The organism is Kitasatospora sp. NPDC059599 (assembly GCF_042735125.1).
Classification (GTDB): domain Bacteria; phylum Actinomycetota; class Actinomycetes; order Streptomycetales; family Streptomycetaceae; genus Kitasatospora.
On the sequence record NZ_JBHWCL010000001.1, the window covers coordinates 187,477 to 202,798 of the forward strand.

At 74.7% G+C, this 15,322-nt stretch carries 14 protein-coding genes; 6 read left to right on the forward strand and 8 right to left on the reverse strand.

What is annotated here, in order from left to right:
- Positions 1-3: 3 nt before the first annotated feature.
- Entirely contained in the window at positions 4-420 is a 417-nt protein-coding gene (locus ACFV04_RS00815) for an ankyrin repeat domain-containing protein (RefSeq protein ID WP_360252174.1), read from the reverse strand.
- Between the two features lie 396 nt (positions 421-816).
- On the opposite strand from ACFV04_RS00815, the gene ACFV04_RS00820 reads away from it, so the two are divergent.
- The 3 genes from ACFV04_RS00820 (at position 817) to ACFV04_RS00830 (ending at position 3,424) form a co-directional block, all read left to right on the forward strand.
- On the forward strand, positions 817-1,011 hold the full coding sequence (locus ACFV04_RS00820; RefSeq protein ID WP_049660046.1) for a hypothetical protein: 195 nt from the start codon (positions 817-819) through the stop codon (positions 1,009-1,011).
- Positions 1,012-1,149: 138 nt separating this feature from the next.
- Positions 1,150-2,766: a hypothetical protein gene (locus ACFV04_RS00825; protein WP_380337716.1), complete on the forward strand. Its 1,617-nt coding sequence runs from the start codon at positions 1,150-1,152 to the stop codon at positions 2,764-2,766.
- A gap of 283 nt (positions 2,767-3,049) precedes the next feature.
- Positions 3,050-3,424, forward strand: coding sequence for an RNA polymerase-binding protein RbpA (locus tag ACFV04_RS00830; protein WP_360252181.1), 375 nt, complete (start codon positions 3,050-3,052; stop codon positions 3,422-3,424).
- 155 nt (positions 3,425-3,579) lie between these two features.
- Here ACFV04_RS00830 and fxsA read toward each other — a convergent pair whose 3' ends face one another.
- From fxsA to ACFV04_RS00855, 5 genes are all read right to left on the reverse strand, one after another.
- On the reverse strand, positions 3,580-4,158 hold the full coding sequence (gene fxsA / locus ACFV04_RS00835; RefSeq protein WP_380337720.1) for an FxsA family membrane protein: 579 nt from the start codon (positions 4,156-4,158) through the stop codon (positions 3,580-3,582).
- A 55-nt stretch (positions 4,159-4,213) separates the two neighbouring features.
- A complete protein-coding gene (lnt, locus tag ACFV04_RS00840) occupies positions 4,214-5,854 on the reverse strand; it encodes an apolipoprotein N-acyltransferase (protein ID WP_380525918.1) in 1,641 nt (546 codons plus the stop codon).
- Between the two features lie 158 nt (positions 5,855-6,012).
- Positions 6,013-6,471 carry an N-acetyltransferase gene (locus tag ACFV04_RS00845; protein WP_380337723.1) on the reverse strand — a complete coding sequence of 153 codons (459 nt, stop codon included), beginning with the start codon at positions 6,469-6,471 and terminating at the stop codon, positions 6,013-6,015.
- 51 nt (positions 6,472-6,522) lie between these two features.
- Positions 6,523-8,175, reverse strand: a complete 1,653-nt coding sequence (locus ACFV04_RS00850) for an amidohydrolase (RefSeq protein WP_380337726.1) — start codon at positions 8,173-8,175, stop codon at positions 6,523-6,525.
- Positions 8,176-8,206: 31 nt separating this feature from the next.
- Positions 8,207-8,647 carry an Lrp/AsnC family transcriptional regulator gene (locus tag ACFV04_RS00855; RefSeq protein ID WP_030243361.1) on the reverse strand — a complete coding sequence of 147 codons (441 nt, stop codon included), beginning with the start codon at positions 8,645-8,647 and terminating at the stop codon, positions 8,207-8,209.
- A 229-nt stretch (positions 8,648-8,876) separates the two neighbouring features.
- Here ACFV04_RS00855 and ACFV04_RS00860 point away from each other — a divergent pair, with 229 nt between their 5' ends.
- Positions 8,877-9,371, forward strand: coding sequence for a hypothetical protein (locus tag ACFV04_RS00860; protein WP_380337730.1), 495 nt, complete (start codon positions 8,877-8,879; stop codon positions 9,369-9,371).
- A gap of 135 nt (positions 9,372-9,506) precedes the next feature.
- Here the strand turns inward: ACFV04_RS00860 and ACFV04_RS00865 are convergent, their stop codons facing one another.
- Entirely contained in the window at positions 9,507-10,670 is a 1,164-nt protein-coding gene (locus ACFV04_RS00865) for an acyl-CoA dehydrogenase family protein (RefSeq protein WP_360252199.1), read from the reverse strand.
- A gap of 210 nt (positions 10,671-10,880) precedes the next feature.
- Here ACFV04_RS00865 and ACFV04_RS00870 point away from each other — a divergent pair, with 210 nt between their 5' ends.
- Together ACFV04_RS00870 and ACFV04_RS00875 are read left to right on the forward strand one after the other, a co-directional pair.
- On the forward strand, positions 10,881-11,537 hold the full coding sequence (locus ACFV04_RS00870; RefSeq protein WP_380337734.1) for a uridine kinase: 657 nt from the start codon (positions 10,881-10,883) through the stop codon (positions 11,535-11,537).
- Between the two features lie 390 nt (positions 11,538-11,927).
- Positions 11,928-14,048: an AAA family ATPase gene (locus tag ACFV04_RS00875; protein ID WP_380525920.1), complete on the forward strand. Its 2,121-nt coding sequence runs from the start codon at positions 11,928-11,930 to the stop codon at positions 14,046-14,048.
- Between the two features lie 97 nt (positions 14,049-14,145).
- Here the strand turns inward: ACFV04_RS00875 and ACFV04_RS00880 are convergent, their stop codons facing one another.
- The gene (locus ACFV04_RS00880; protein ID WP_380525882.1) at positions 14,146-15,132 is read right to left on the reverse strand and encodes an NAD-dependent epimerase/dehydratase family protein; all 987 of its coding nucleotides are present in this window, start codon (positions 15,130-15,132) and stop codon (positions 14,146-14,148) included.
- Positions 15,133-15,322 lie beyond the last annotated feature (190 nt).

Genomic DNA, 15,322 nt, shown 5'->3' on the forward strand with positions numbered 1-15,322 from the left:
CGGTCAGCGGACCTCGAACCGGGCGACCAGGTCCTCCTTGCCGAACATCCGGGCGGTGTCGAGGGCGTTCGGGGTGCCGGCCTGCGGGTCGGCGCCGCCCGCCAGCAGGGCGTCGAGCACGTCCTCGGCGCCCTTGAAGACGGCGCCGGCCAGCGGGGTCTGGCCGCGGTCGTTGGCGAGGTTCGGGTCGGCGCCGTGCCGGAGCAGCACCTCCACGGTGGCGGCGTGGCCGTGGTACGCGGCGAGCATGACGAGGGTGTCGCCGCGGTCGTTGGTGAGGTCGGCCGGGGCGCCGGCGTCCAGGTAGGCGGCCAGGGTGTCGGTCTCCCCGGCACGGGCGGCGTCGAAGAGCTTCCCGGCCAGCGCGATCACCTCGGCGTCGGGGGCGTCGGCGGGCTGCTGGCTGGCGGCGTCGGTCATGGCGGGCGGCCTTTCCGGTCGGGACGTCGGGCGGTCTCGGGGCTGCGCCCAGGGCACGGTAGCGGCCGCCGCCCGAGCGGGCCAGCCGTGTCCGTGATCCGGATGACGGCCCGGGCCCGCCACGACACGGGGCGGCACGGTTCGCGCAGCCATTCGAGCGAACTTCCGGCACCCCCCGGAAACTTCCCGCCCACCCCCCGGGAATGCCTCGGCACACCGAATCCCCACGGCGACCGGCCCCCACCCCTGCCGGTTCGCATACCGCCGTCCGGCTACCGGAACGGCAATGAACGGCAGAACCACCCATTTGCCCCGTTCCATCATCTATTACTTTTTGTCACGATTAATGCACTTTCCGTAACACCCCCGCTTGTCCCCCCTCCCGAGGAGCGGATCGTGATCCTCTCGATTTCCGGCATCGTTCTGTTCGGCACCATCGCCTTTCTCTTCTTCCGCAGGGACGGACTAAAGGTCTCCCACGCCATCGTCTGCGCCCTCTTCGGCTTCTACATCGCCGGCTCGTCGATCGCCCCCAGCATCACCGCGGGCGGCGCCAGCCTGGCGAGCCTGCTCAGCGGCATCAGGTTCTAGGACCTGGCCGCTGCCACTCCCCCGTACCGGCCCGGGCGCGGATCCCACCGCCCCCGGGCCCCGTCGTACCCCAGCCCCACCCCAGTTCCAGCCCCACCCCCGCACCCCACCCGTCCCACACGCCCGGGGAGTCAAGGAATGCCGCTCCACCGCCACCTCAGCAAGGGCCGCGAGTTCGCCCGGACCGCCGGCGACCACGCCTCCGACATGTTCGCCCCGCTCTCCGTCATCGGCCGCGGCATGCGCCACCACGTCGCCTGGGCCAAGGACCGCTGGCAGGCCACGCCCAGGGAGCGCCGCGGCCCGACGGTCTTCCTCACCGCCGCGATGCTGGTCGGCATCTACCTGCTGCCGCACGGCCTGCTGTTCGCCCTGGTCGCCCTGATGGCCAGCGCGGCCTGGGCCGGAAGGTCCCCCAAGGCGCCGCCCACCCCGCCCGCGCCGGACGTCGCCGACGTCAAGCTCGGCGCCCTCTACGCCGCCCTCACGCCGTACCTGTGCGGCCCCGAGGACGCCAACCCGATGTACCGCTTCGAGGGCGACTACAAGAAGGTCTTCGACTCCTGGGAGTTCGACGGCGAGGGCCGGCTCTCCCGACTGGAGCTCGGCTACCCGGCCTACTTCACCGACACCGAACCGGCCGCCCGGGCCCGGATCGAGCAGGTCGTCCAGGGCAAGGCCGGCCGGGCCCGGGAGTACCGCTTCGACTGGGACGAGGAGTCCAACCGGCTGCGGATCTCCGCCCTCGCCCCGCTGCCCACCGACATCGTCGCCCAGCGCTTCGTGGCCGCCCCCGGCGAGATCGTGCTGGGCTTCACCGACGAGGACGGCACCGCCCGGACCATCCCGGTCGGCCGGGGCGGCACGACCGTCCAGCAGCCGCCGGTGGTCTGGCGCACCGGCCCGCGCTCCTCCGAACCGCACCTGCTGGCGCTCGGCGTCACCGGCTACGGCACGTCCAGCCTGCTCCGCTCGATCGCGCTGCAGGCCCTCCCGTACGCCGACCTGGTGGTGGTCGACGGCGCGGGCACCGGCGAGCACGCCTGCCTGGTGAACCGGCCCGGCGTGCACACCGTGGAGACCAGCCTGCACGGCGCGCTGGCCGCGCTGGAGTGGGCCGCCAAGGAGACCGACCGCCGGCTCACCGCGCTGAACGCCGCCCGGCACGCCGGCTCCGCACCGCCCGAGGACGCCACCCGGCCGCTGTGGCTGCTGCTGGACCACCCGACCGAGCTCAGCGAGCTCGCCCAGGCCGAGGGCCGCCCCGACCCGCAGGACCTGCTGGAACTCCCGCTGCGGCACGGCCGGGCCGCCCGGGTCACCGTGGTGATCGCCGACGACCTGGAGGCCCGGGACCGGATCACCCCGACCGTCCGCTCCACCACCCGGGCCCGCGTGGTGCTCGGCCCGGCCGGCCCGGACGAGGGCCGTGCCGCGCTCGGCGCGCCGCTGGACATCGTGCCCGCCGCACAGGCCCCGGTCGGCCGGGGCTACGCTCGGATCGGCAACGGCACTCCGGTCCGGCTGCAGGTGCCCGCCACCGTCGACCCGCTGGACGACGAGGCCCCGGCCCAGCTGCGGGACGCGGTCATCGCCCTGCTGCCGCACCGCGACACCCGCACCGAGGCGGCCGCCGGCGTACCGCCCCGCCCGGAGCGCCCGCCGCTGGTCGCACCGGTCGAGCCGGCCCCGCGGGCCCGCCCGGTCGACCTGGCCAAGGGCGAGCCGATGATCCGCTCGCGCCCGATCTCCTGACCGGGCACGGCCCCGGGTCGGGGTCGGCGAACGCTGTCGGAACCCGCCCCGGTACGCTCGTCACAGAAAGTCCGCCCGATCACCGGATGTGAAATAGGTGACACCTGGGGTGATATCACCGGCCAGATGTGACAAATCGGGCGCAGGTGGGTACAAACAGGGGCGGCACTACAGACGACGCATGTCCCCGGACGGGAATCTTCGTCGGAAGCCGAGCGTTGACCGAACGACGAAGAACAGCGACCACTAGTCCTGTGGGCCATAAGCCCGGGAGGCACGATTCATGAGCGAGCGAGCTCTCCGCGGCACGCGACTCGGGGCCACTAGCTACGAGACCGACCGTGGTATCGATCTGGCTCCCCGCCAGACCGTCGAGTACGCATGTCAGAACGGACACCGATTCGAGGTTCCTTTCTCGGTCGAGGCGGAGATCCCCTCGGCCTGGGAATGCCGCTTCTGTGGGCAGGAGGCGGCACTTCTCGACGGTGACGAGCCGGAGGAGAAGAAGACCAAGCCGACGCGCACCCATTGGGACATGCTGATGGAGCGCCGTACGCGCGAGGAGTTGGAGGAGGTGCTGGCCGAACGGCTGGCCGTGCTCCGCTCCGGCGGGATGAACCTCGCGGTGCACCCGCGGGACACCCGCAAGAGCGCCTGACCTCGCTCCCGCCCCCGGGCGGGAGGACGCGAAAAGGGACCCTGGTTTCCAGGGTCCCTTTCGCGTTGCCCGGCCCGCTTCCCGACCGTAGTCGTCCTGCTTCCCGCCCGTGGTCGCTCCTCGCCCGCGCGGCCGCACCGGGACCGGGAACCGACTCAGCCGGTGATCGGCGGACGGTAGGTGGTGTCCGGGCCCTGCGGGCCGGCCGGGCCGGCCTCGGGATCGACCACCTCTCCCTGGATCACCTTGCCGTCCGGACGGTGGATGCGCAGCTGCTCCTGCAGCCGCATCGCGTCCGCCAGCGGGTCGGCGCCGACACCGGCGGTGCTGCGCAGCGCCTTGTCGGCGAGCCGGCGCCCGGCCATCCGCCACAGCGCCCGGGTCGGTGGGAACAGCAGGGTCAGGGCCAGCAGGTCCGACAGGAAGCCGGGGACGATCAGCAGCACGCCGGCCAGCACCGTCATGCTGGTGCCGGTCTGCGGCTGCTGGGACTGCGGGTTCCTGCCCTGCTCGATCGCCGCCGACAGCGCCTTCAGCCCGGCCCGCTTGACCAGCGAGCCGCCGATCACGGCGCCCGCGACGAGCAGCAGCAGGACGGTGAGGCCGCCCAGCCAGGTGCCGACCTGGACCAGCAGCCAGATCTCCAGCACCACCCACGCGGTGATCAGCAGCGGCAGCACCCGGCGGAGCCTGCCGCGCGGGGCCGGACGGGTCGGGGTTGCTTGCTGCGTCACGGTACGGATCCACTCCAAGCGGTGCTCTGCGCGCCGCACGGGAGGTCCGGGCCGGCTACGGCACCACCTGGTCCAACGAATCCTGCCCGGCCGGTGTTCCGGCGGACGCCTTCCGACGGCGTCCGACCAGCACCGCGGCACCGAAGGCCAGCAGGCCGCCGATCGCCAGGGTCCACTCCGGGGCGGCGCCGACCTCGTCGGCCACCGTGGTGCCGTCGCGCAGCGGGACGGTCGCCGACAGCTCGGCCGCGGTCAGCTCCTCGGTGCGCTGCTGGACGGTGCCGTCCGGGGAGATCACCGCGCTGATGCCGCTGGTGGCCGCGATCAGCACCGCCCGACCGTGCTCGACGGCCCGCAGCCGGCTCATCGCGAGCTGCTGCTCGGGCTGGCCGGTCTTGGCGTAGGTCGCGTTGTTGGTCTGGACCACCAGGACGCGGGCGCCGCTGTCCACGGTGTCGCGGACGATCTCGTCGTACGCCACCTCGAAGCAGATGACGTCGCCGATCCGGGCCGGGCCGAGCTGCATCACGCCGTTGTGGTCACCGGGGTAGAAGTCCCGGGCGACCCGCTGGAGGCGGGTGATCACCTTCATCAGCTGGGCGCGGAAGGGCACGTACTCGCCGAACGGAACGGGGTGCTGCTTGGTGTAGGAGGCGCCGGGACCGGTCTGCGGGCTCCAGACGATGCCCTCGTTCTGGACGTGCTGCGCGTCCGGGCCGTCCACCAGGGTGCCGACCAGGGTCGGCACGCCCACCGCCCGCACGGCCTCGTCGATGCGCTGCCGGGCCAGCGGGTCGCTGAACGGGTCGAGGTCGGAGGAGTTCTCCGGCCAGATCACCACGTCGGGGCGCTCGACCTTGCCGGCCTCGATGTCGGCGGCCAGCCGCTCGGTCGCCGAGGCGTGGTTGTTGAGGACCATCATCGGGCGGCCCAGGAAGTCCATGCCCGGGTTGGGCACGTTGCCCTGGACGATGGCGACCTTCACCGTGTCGGCCGCGGCGGTCGGCACCGGCACGACGTAGCCGGCGAGCAGTGCGGCCACCGCGCCGAGCGCCGCCAGCGCGGCGGCCTTCGGGGCCCTGCCCGGACCGCGCAGGCGCAGCACGGCCCAGGCGAGCAGGGCGCCGGAGAGGGCGACCGCGAAGGTCACCAGCGGCGCGCCGCCGAGCGCGGCGAGCGGGGTGTACGGGGTGGCGGTGTTGGCGAAGGCGAGCCGGCCCCAGGGGAAGCCGCCGAGCGGCAGCCGGTCCCGGGCCCATTCCTGGGTGATCCACAGGCAGGCCGTCCAGAGCGGCCAGCCGGGCAGCCGGGAGGTCACGGCCAGCGCGCCGCCGAGGAGCGCCAGGAACAGCGCCTCGACGACGGACAGGCCGACCGTGGCGTCCCAGCCGACCACCCGCAGCCAGCTGAGCAGCATCAGGAAGAACGGCAGGCCGAAGGCGAAGCCCGTCCACAGGCCCTGGCGGAAGGTGCGGCCCCGGGTGAGCAGCGAGAGCGCGGCGACGCCGAGCAGCGACAGCGGCCACAGGTCGTAGGGCGGGAAGGCGAGGGCGAGCAGCAGGCCGGCCAGCGCCGCCAGGCCGGTCCGGGGCAGCCCGGCCCGGACCTTGGCGACGGCACGGACGGCGCGGCCCGGCCGGGGTGCCGGTTCCTGGGGCTCGGGCGCGGTCCCGGACCGCTCCTGGGTGACGGGAATGGCCACCGGCGCACCATCTTCCTGGGGCTTGCTGTTCGGACGCTGTGCGAAGAAGGTACCCCGGAACGTCGGTGGGACGTGAGGTGAGGGTGCTACGGCCGGCCGGGGCCCGTTCGTCCCCGCTCGGCCCCGCCCGCCCCGGACCGGCCGGCCCCCGATCAGCGCTCGGCGTAGCGGACCGGGCCCAGCGGCCAGTGCTCGGCGAGCCAGCCGGAGACGGCGCGGTACAGCGGGGCGTCCAGCCCGGCGTGGTCGGCCCGGACCCAGGAGCTGACGGCGACCACGGCCGGGTCCTCGCGGTCGGGGTAGATGTAGACGCAGCCGATCACCTCGTCCCGGTCCGGGGCCAGGACGGTGTAGGTGAAGCCGGTCCGCGCGACGAAGTCGGCGGCGTGCCGGCGCAGGTCGTCGAGGTTCCGCTCCGGAGGCATCCCGTCGACGGGCGGCCAGTTCCGGCCGACGAAGCCCGGGGTGGCGCGGATGTGCTCGATGCTGCCGGTCCAGGCGGCGTGGTCGGAGGCGTTGTGCTGCTCGCCCAGGGGCTCCAGGCGGAACTCCGGGGCGAGCAGCTCGCGCGGGACGTCGAAGTCGGCGGGTACCAGCGAGTGGGTCGTCATGCCGGTCAACCTACGGGCCGGCGGCCCTGCGCTTCACCCGCATTTCCGCCGCTACGCGGAACCCTGGGCCCGGTGGACCGTGCGGCCGCGGACGACCGTGCGCAGGCAGGTCGGCAGCGGGTGGCCCGGGGTGAGGTCGGGCAGGCCGGGGGTGCCGGAGCGCGGGTCGGTGGACCAGCCCGCCACCCGGGAGTCGGGGGCCTGGACGACCAGGTCACCGGCGGCCCAGATCGCGTAGCTGGCGACCGCCCCGGGCACCAGGACGCCGTCCTGGTCGCGGCCGATCGCGCGCCAGCCCCCGCGGGTGTGCGCGGTGAAGGCGGCGCGCACCGAGATCCGGTGCTCCGGGGTCCGGTGGAACGCCGCCGCCCGGACGGTGCCCCAGGGGTCGAGCGGGGTGACCGGGGCGTCCGAGCCGAAGGCCAGCGGGACGCCGGAGCGCAGCAGCGCCGCGAACGGGTTGAGGGCGGCGGCCCGCTCGGCGCCCAGGCGCTGGACGTACATGCCCTCCGGACCGCCCCAGGCGGCGTCGAAGGCGGGCTGGACGGAGGCGGTGAGGCCGAGTTCGGCGAACGCGGCGACGGACGTGTCGTCCAGTGCCTCGGCGTGCTCGACGCGGTGGCGCAGTGCCTTGACCCGGCCCGCTCCGACCCGCTCGCCGGCCGCCCGGACGCCCTCGACGACCGCCGCCACGGCCGCGTCGCCGATCGCGTGGAAGCCGGCCTGCAGCCCGGCCTCGGTGCAGGCGGCGACGTGGTCGGCGACCTGCTCGGCGCTCAGGTAGGCGGTCCCGGTGTGCTCGGCGTCGACGTACGGATCGTGCAGGCAGGCCGTCCGGGAGCCGAACGCGCCGTCCACGAAGAGGTCGCCGCCCGCGCCCACCGCGCCGAGCCGGCGGGCCGTCTCGACTCCACCCAACTCGCCCCAGTAGCCGAAGACTTCGGGCCCGTCGCCGTCGGCCGCCAGGGCCAGCAGCGCGGCCAGGTCCTGCTCGGAGGAGATCTCCGGTCCGGCGCACTCGTGCAGGGCGCCGATGCCGAGTTCGGCGGCGCGGTCCAGGGTGGCGCGCTGGGCGCGGCGGCGCTGCCCGGGGGTGAGGCGGGCGAGCGCCGCCTGCCGGACGGCGTGGTGGGCATCCTTGGCGAGCGGGCCCTCCGGGTGGTACCCGGGCCGCTCGGCGAGGCCCTCGGTGAGGGTGCGCAGCGCGGTGGTGGCGAGCGCGGAGTGCACGTCGGTGCGGGAGAGGTAGAGCGCGGCGCCCTTGGCGGCGAGGTCGAGTTCGGCGAGCGTCGGCGGGCGGCCCTCGGGCCAGCCGCTCTCGTCCCAGCCGTGGCCGATCAGCACCCCGTCGGGCTCGGCCCGCTCCTCGACGAAGGCGGTGACGGCCGCCAGGGCGGCGGCCAGCGAGGGGCTGCCGGTGAGGTCGAGACCGGTGAGCGCCAGACCGGCGGCGGTGGCGTGCACGTGGGCGTCCACGAAGGCGGGGGTGACCAGGGCGCCGTCCAGCTCGACGATCTCGTCGGCGGTCGCGGCGTACGCCTCGGCGGCGCCGTCGCTGCCGACCCAGGCGACGTGCTCGCCCTCCACGAGCATCGCGGTGGCGAAGGGGTCGGCGGGGCTGTAGACGGCGCCGCCGCGCAGCAGGACGGTTCGTGGACCCCTCCCGCCCGAGGACGGGCGAGGAGGGAGGGTGCTCTCGGTCATGACGCCAAGTCTGCACCCCGGCCCTTCGGCCTCAGAGCTTCGGGGGTCGCGCCTCGTACGGGGTGGAGAGGACGACGGTGGTGCGGGTGGAGACGCCGGCGGCGCTGCGGATGCGGGCGAGCAGGTCCTCCAGGTCGCCGGGGGCGCCGACCCGGACCTTGAGGATGTAGTTCTCGTCGCCGGCGACGCTGTGGCAGGCCTCGATCTCGGGCAGCCCGGCCAGGCGTTCCGGGGTGTCGTCCGGGGCGCTCGGGTCGAACGGCTTGACCGAGATGAACGCGGTCAGCGCCAGGTCGACGGAGTCGGGGTCGATGATCGCGGTGTAGCCGCGGATCACCCCGCGCTGTTCGAGGCGGCGCACGCGCTGGTGCACCGCCGAGGTGGACAGGCCGGTGGCCTTGCCCAGGTCCGTGTAGCTCATCCGGCCGTCCTCCAGGAGCAGCTGGACAATGCGTTGGTCGAGATCCTCCACAGTCCGCAAACCTACCCGGTCGGGAGCACGGGGGGCGCACGAGGTGGCACGCGGAGGGATCGCAGGTGTCAAGCGGGCACGTGCCGGGTGAATGTGGCACGCGATGTGGCCAAGGACACACCTGGTGCATCACGGTGCACAACACCGCAGGATTATGAGTCCGGATCACAGGGAAGTGCTGGTTGTGGCCCTGGACGACCACGCCGGGCCCGATCCTAGGGGGATCCTCATGCCTGCTACTGACCAGCGCGTGCTGGGCGCCGACGAGACCGACGATACGACCGGCCGCGACGACCTCGCGGTCGACCACGCGCCGGGCACCGACCCCGGCGAGGCCGGGACCTGGGACATCTTCCGGGTCCACTGCCCCGAGTGCAGCCGTCCGATCGCTCTGGTGGCGGACGAGGAGCGGCTCCCGCAGCACGCCCTGCTGCCGACCGCCTGGAACCCCTTCGCCCCCGCGGTCTGCCCGGGCTCGGGCACGCCCACCGACGACCTGGCGGAGGTGGAGGCGCCGGAGGACGCCGAACCGGCCGGGTTCGACGCGCTGTTCCAGCTCCCGAACGGGCTGGACTGGCGCACCCAGCCGTTCTCGCACGCGGTGGCGCACTGCCCGGTGCGGATCGCCGCGGTCGACCCGGCCGGGCCCGCCGCCCCCTCGGCCCCGACCCTCGCCGCGCTCCGCTCGATCCCGGAGCAGCGCCGCCGGCTCGTCCGGCGCTGACCGGCCTTACCGTGCAAGCGAGTTGACGCCCCGACAGGAACGCCTCCGGCCGTCACTCCGCACCCTGGAGTGACGGCCGGAGGCCGTTGGGGGGAAGGCCCGGCCCGTCGCCGGGTCCCGGGCCTTCGTCGGGCGTCAGCCCTTCGTGAGGTGGCGGCCGATCACCAGGCGCTGGATCTGGTTGGTGCCCTCGACGATCTGCAGCACCTTCGCCTCGCGCATGTAGCGCTCGGCCGGGAAGTCCTGGGTGTAGCCGTAGCCGCCGAGCACCTGGACGGCGTCGGTGGTCACCCGCATCACCGCGTCGGTGCAGAACAGCTTGGCCATCGCCGCCTCCTTGGAGAACGGAAGGCCCGCGTCCTTCAGCCGCGCGGCGGACAGGTAGAGCGCGCGGCCGGCCTCGATCTGGGTGGCCATGTCGGCGAGCATGAAGGACAGGCCCTGGAACTCCGCGATCGGGCGGCCGAACTGGCGCCGGGTGCACGCGTAGTCGACCGCGAGGTCGAGCGCGGCCTGGGCGACGCCTATCGCGCAGGCCGCGATGCCGAGACGGCCGGAGTCCAGCGCGGCGAGGGCGATCTGGAAGCCCTGGCCCTCGGCGCCTATCAGCCGCTCCCGGGGGACCCGGGCGCCGTCGAAGTGCAGCTGGGCGGTCGGCGAGGAGCGCATGCCCATCTTGTGCTCCGGCGGGGCCGCGGACAGGCCCTGCTGGGTGCCGGGGACCAGCAGGCAGCTGATGCCCTTGGCGCCCTCGCCGCCGGTGCGCACCAGGGCGCTGTAGAAGTCGGCCTGCCCGCCGTGGGTGATCCACGCCTTGGTGCCGTTCACCACGTACGCCTCGCCGTCGAGGTCGGCGCGGGTGCGCATGGCGGCCGCGTCCGAGCCGGACTGCGGCTCGGAGAGGCAGTAGGCGCCGAGCTGCTCGCCGGAGAGCATGCCGGGCAGCCACTCGTCCCGCTGCGCGTCGGTGCCGAAGGCGGCCAGCGCGTGGCAGGACAGGGTGTGCACGCTGACGCCGAGGCCGACGGCCAGCCAACCGCCCGCGAGCTCCTCCAGCACCTGCAGGTACACCTCGTAGGGCTGGTCGCCGCCGCCGTACTTCTCGTCGTACGGGAGCGAGAGCAGGCCGGCCTCACCGAGGGTGCGGAAGACCTCCCGCGGGAAGCGACCGGCGGCCTCGTCCTCCGCCGCGCGGGGCTGCAGCTCGCGCTGGACCAGGTCCCGGGTGAGGCTCAGCAGCTCGCGGGCCTCGGCGGTGGGCAGCTGGCGCTCCACGGCTTTCACAGGGGAGGGGGTCATGGCGGTGGTCGCCTCCTCGATCGGGCGCCGGGCCGAGGTGTTGGCGGGTCCGGCGCGGGTGGGGCAGGTCGGACCGACCGGCACCGGGTTGCGGTGAACGGCCGTTCACAGTCGTGGCGAAGCGAGTATGCCCGAAACCCGCGCTGCCGTCACGACCTGCACAGATGAACTGTCCGCAGTGGTGGGATACGGCACCGTAGGGTTGACGATGTGGCTGCTTCCGGAACCCTCCCCACCCATGCTCGGTGCACTCCCGGTGACGCGCTGGACACCCTCGCGGCGGAGCTGCGCGCGCTGCCGCCGTCCTGCGGGCCGGTGCGGCTGGTCGCCGTGGACGGGCACGCGGGCTCCGGCAAGACGACCTTCGCCGGACGGCTGGCGGCGGCGCTCGGCGGGGCCCCGGTGGTCCACCTGGACGACCTGGCGACCCACGACGAGCCCTTCGAGTGGACCGGGCGGCTGCGCGAGCAGGTGCTGGAGCCGCTGGCGGCCGGCCGGGACGCGGCGTACCGGGTGTACGACTGGACGCTGCGCCGCTTCGCGGGCACGGCCGGGGTACCGGTCGCCCCGGTGGTGCTGGTCGAGGGCGTCGGCGCGGGCCGGCGGGCGGTGCGGCCGTGGCTGGCCCGGGTGGTCTGGATGGAGCTGGACGCCGCTGCGGCCCGGCGGCGCGGCGAGGAGCGGGACGGTCCGGATCTGGCCGCGTTCTGGGCAGGCTGGGCCCGGGCCGAATCGGCACATTTCGCCGTCGACCCGAGCCGCCCGTACGCCGCGACCCGGGTCGACGGGGTGACCGGCCGGATCGCGCCGGGCACCGTCGGTGAACCTTCAACAAGTGCCTTGACCTGCGACGTCACCAGGACTTAGGTTCTCCTCAGCCGCCGGAACGAAAGCTTCCGGCCGCCTCGGACCCGGCGCTCCCGGGGTGGTACCCCCTGGGCCCGGAGCGCCGGCCCGGCCCCCTCCCCAACTCGCGCCCCCCCCCCCCACGCCCGCGCCCGGCCGCTCAACGGCCGCTCGCGCGATCGGATTTGACCTCGTGCGGCACCCTTCCGGATCAGCCCGGCGCCGGTACGATTCCTGGCAGGCGCATCTGCGCCGCAGGGGGCTCGACGACCACCGGCCAGGCTGCGCGAAGGCGAGTCGCCGGCCGAGCCCCGGGCCACACCGCGGGGGGCGTGAGTGACGACGGTGGACAGTTCCGACAGCACGGCGGGCGGCCCGGACCGACTCGCCGACCGGGCCTGGCAGCGCGCCATGGACGCCTACACGGCCGGCGCGTACGCCAGGGCCGAGGAGGAGTTCCGGGCAGCCGTCCGGCTGGACCCCGGCATGGCCGACGCCTGGCTCGGCCTGCACGCGCTGCGCAGCGACACCTCGGCGGCGTTGCTGGCCATGTACCGCCACCAGAAGCGCTTCGGCGAGCAGCGGCGACTGCACCACCGGCCGCTCAGCTCCTGGTACTGGCTCGGCTGGTGGGTGCAACCCGTCCTGGAGGACGCCCGCGACCTCGCGCTGGCGCACGCCTCGCACTGGCTGGACGGCCGCCACCTGGCCGAGCTGGACCGGGCGTTGGAGCAGTGCCCGGCCCCCGGCGAGGACCCGTCCGCCCGGTTCCTGTACGCCTGCCGCTCCTACCTCCTCAAGGACTGGGAGCAGCTGATCCGGGACACCGACCGGCTGCTGGACGACCCGCTGCTCGGCATCGAGGCCGGTCTGTTCGCCGGCATGGCCCGGGTGCGCCTCGACATGTGCGCCCAGGCCCAGGCCCCGCTGGCCGCCTCGCTGGCCCGCTGCCGCTCCGAGCAGCCCCAGCGCAAGGAGCTGCGCTACTGGCTGGCGCGGGCGTACGAGGGCGCCGGTCGCAGCGCGGCGGCACTGCCGCTCTACCGCGCGGTGCACCGGGCGGACCCGGCGTTCATGGACACGGCGACGCGACTGACCGCCATCTCGGCCGAGGACGCGCTCGCCGACGGGCTGCTCGTGGACGGGCTGACGACGGCCGGGCGCCCGGGCGGGGGCGCGGGCGGCACCGCGAGCGGGCCGGACATCGACGCGGAGTTCCCGGACGACGTCGGGTACCCCGTCGGGCCGGGGTACGGCGAGGAGTTCGGGGGCGGAGCCGGGCAGGGCGGCGCGACGGTCTCCGGCGACGGGGTGCTGAACGGCGGGTCGCCGGTGGACGCGGGCCTGGTGGACGCGGGCCTGGTGGACGCGGGCCTGGTGGACGGGCTCCTGACCGGCGGCACCGCCGTGGACGACGACACGGCGGACGGCCTCCCGGGGGACGGCACCACGGCCGAGCCGGTCCTGCCCGGCGGCGCCCCGGGCGCCGGCGGGCCGGGCGCCGGCGGGCCGGCCGACGGCGCCGTTCCGGACGGCGCTCCGCAGGCCGCCGGGGAGCGGTCCGGCTCCGGCTCCCCCATCGCGCCCACCGCGCCCCTCGCACCCCCACCGCTGCCCGTCCGCGGTCAGGCGCAGTCCCGCACGGCCGCCGGGCCCGCGCCCCGGCCGGACGGCGACCAGCGGGAGCTGGACGCCGCGCTGGCCGAACTCTCGCTGATGGTCGGCATGGAGCCGGTGAAGCGCCAGGTGCGGGCGCTCTCCGCCCAGTTGAGAATGTCGCGGCTGCGGTCCGAGCAGGGCCTGCCGGTCCAGCCGCCCAAGCGCCACTTCGTCTTCTCGGGCCCCTCCGGCACCGGCAAGACCACCGTGGCCCGCATCCTCGGCCGGGTCTTCCACGCCCTCGGCCTGCTCTCCGGCGACCACCTGGTGGAGGCCCAGCGCGCCGACCTGGTGGGCGAGTTCCTCGGCCAGACCGCCGTCAAGGCGAACGAGCTGATCGACTCCGCGCTGGACGGCGTGCTGTTCATCGACGAGGCGTACAGCCTCTCCAACTCCGGCTACACCAAAGGCGACGCGTACGGCGACGAGGCGCTCCAGGTACTGCTCAAGCGCGCCGAGGACAACCGGGACCGGCTGGTGGTGATCCTGGCCGGCTACCCCGAGGGGATGAACCGGCTGCTCGCCACCAACCCCGGCCTCAACTCCCGTTTCACCACCCGGGTCGACTTCCCGAGCTACCGCCCGGGCGAGCTGACCGCGATCGGCGCCGCACTGGCCGGGCGGGACGGCGACGGCTGGGACGAGGACGCCGCCGAGGAGCTGGCCAGCATCTGCACCCACGTCGTCCGCGAGGGCTGGATCGACGAACTGGGCAACGGCCGGTTCATCCGCACCCTGTACGAGAAGTCCTGCGCCTACCGGGACCTGCGGCTGTCACTGCTGCGCGAGCCGCCGGGCCGGGAGGACCTGGCCACGCTGCGGCTGCCGGACCTCGTCCAGGCGTACGGGGAGCTGATCGACGGACGGAGCTGACCGACCACCGGGGCTCGTCGACAACAGCCGCGGCAGGCCGACGGCGGCGGCCGGCCGGGGCCCGTTCCTCGACGGCACCCCGGCCCGCGCGCCGGCATCACCCCCTGAGCAGCGCGGCCTCCCGCTCCGGGTCGAGCCCGACCCTGACCCGGTCGGAGCGCAGCGGCGCGGCGCCGCCGATCGTCCGCAGCCAGGCCCAGGTGTCCTCGACCGTCTCCGCGACCGGGCGGCAGCGCAGCCCGGCGGCCACCGCCCGCTCGACCGAGCCGGTGTGCAGGAAGTCGTACAGCTCGCCGGGCGCCAGCCAGATCGGCAGCTCGGTCCACGGCTCCACGCCGGCCGCCAGGATCCGCTCGGGGTCGGTCCAGCGCAGTTCGGCGTCGGAGCCGGTGACCCGCACGCAGGCCTCCAGCAGTTCGCCCGTGGTGGCGTGCCCGGACGGGCCGACCAGGTTGTACGGGCCGCCGAGGCGGGCCGCCGACGCGTCCAGGATCCAGGCCGCGAGGTCGCGGACGTCGATGTACTGCAGCGCCAGCCCGCGCGGTCCGGGGGCGAGCACCGGTCCGCCCCGGGCGATCCGGTCGAGCCACCAGGGAAGCCGGCCGATGTTCTCGTACGGGCCGAGGATCAGCCCGGCGCGGGCCAGCAGCGCCTGTCCGCCGTACTCCGCCTCCAGGGCCAGTTCGGCCCCGCGCTTGGCCTCGGCGTAGGGCACCTCGCCGGTGAGGTCGGGCGAGGAGGCGACCACCGGCGCCGACTCGCCCGCGCCGGCCACCAGCGGGTAGTCGTACACCGACCGGCTGGAGACGTACGCGTAGTGGCCGACCCGGCCCTTCAGCGCGCGGGCGCTGTCGCGCACGGCCGCCGGGGCCCACGACCAGGTGTCCACGACCGCGTCCCACTCCCCCGTCCCGAGCGCCGCGAGCCCGTCCTCGGCCGTGCGGTCGCCCGGCAGCACCCGGACGCCCTCGGGGGCGGGCTGCGTACCGCGGTTGAGGGCCGTCACCTCCCACCCCCGGGCCAGTGCCTCCTCGGCGATGACCCGCCCGACGAACTTGGTTCCACCCAGCAGGAGAAGTCTCATGCGGGCCACTCTCCTCCGAGGGGGGCCGGCAGGGAACGGCTGCATGCTCTGGGCAGAATCGCCACGAGCGGACACGCCGTCGGCGAAATCGGGAACGCCGGGGTGGGCCGGGTGGGGGGCCCCCCCCCCCCGGGGTACAACACGGGGGGGCGGGGGTGCGGGGGGTGCCAAAGGCCCAACAACAACAGTG

Excerpts from the sequence above, each read along its gene's own strand:
- ACFV04_RS00815 (WP_360252174.1), bottom strand. The coding sequence starts at position 420 with ATGACCGACGCCGCCAGCCAGCAGCCCGCCGACGCCCCCGACGCCGAG.
- ACFV04_RS00825 (WP_380337716.1), top strand. The coding sequence starts at position 1,150 with ATGCCGCTCCACCGCCACCTCAGCAAGGGCCGCGAGTTCGCCCGGACC.
- ACFV04_RS00830 (WP_360252181.1), top strand. The coding sequence starts at position 3,050 with ATGAGCGAGCGAGCTCTCCGCGGCACGCGACTCGGGGCCACTAGCTAC.
- ACFV04_RS00845 (WP_380337723.1), bottom strand. The coding sequence starts at position 6,471 with ATGACGACCCACTCGCTGGTACCCGCCGACTTCGACGTCCCGCGCGAG.
- ACFV04_RS00850 (WP_380337726.1), bottom strand. The coding sequence starts at position 8,175 with ATGACCGAGAGCACCCTCCCTCCTCGCCCGTCCTCGGGCGGGAGGGGT.
- ACFV04_RS00860 (WP_380337730.1), top strand. The coding sequence starts at position 8,877 with ATGCCTGCTACTGACCAGCGCGTGCTGGGCGCCGACGAGACCGACGAT.
- ACFV04_RS00865 (WP_360252199.1), bottom strand. The coding sequence starts at position 10,670 with ATGACCCCCTCCCCTGTGAAAGCCGTGGAGCGCCAGCTGCCCACCGCC.
- ACFV04_RS00875 (WP_380525920.1), top strand. The coding sequence starts at position 11,928 with ATGGACGCCTACACGGCCGGCGCGTACGCCAGGGCCGAGGAGGAGTTC.
- ACFV04_RS00880 (WP_380525882.1), bottom strand. The coding sequence starts at position 15,132 with ATGAGACTTCTCCTGCTGGGTGGAACCAAGTTCGTCGGGCGGGTCATC.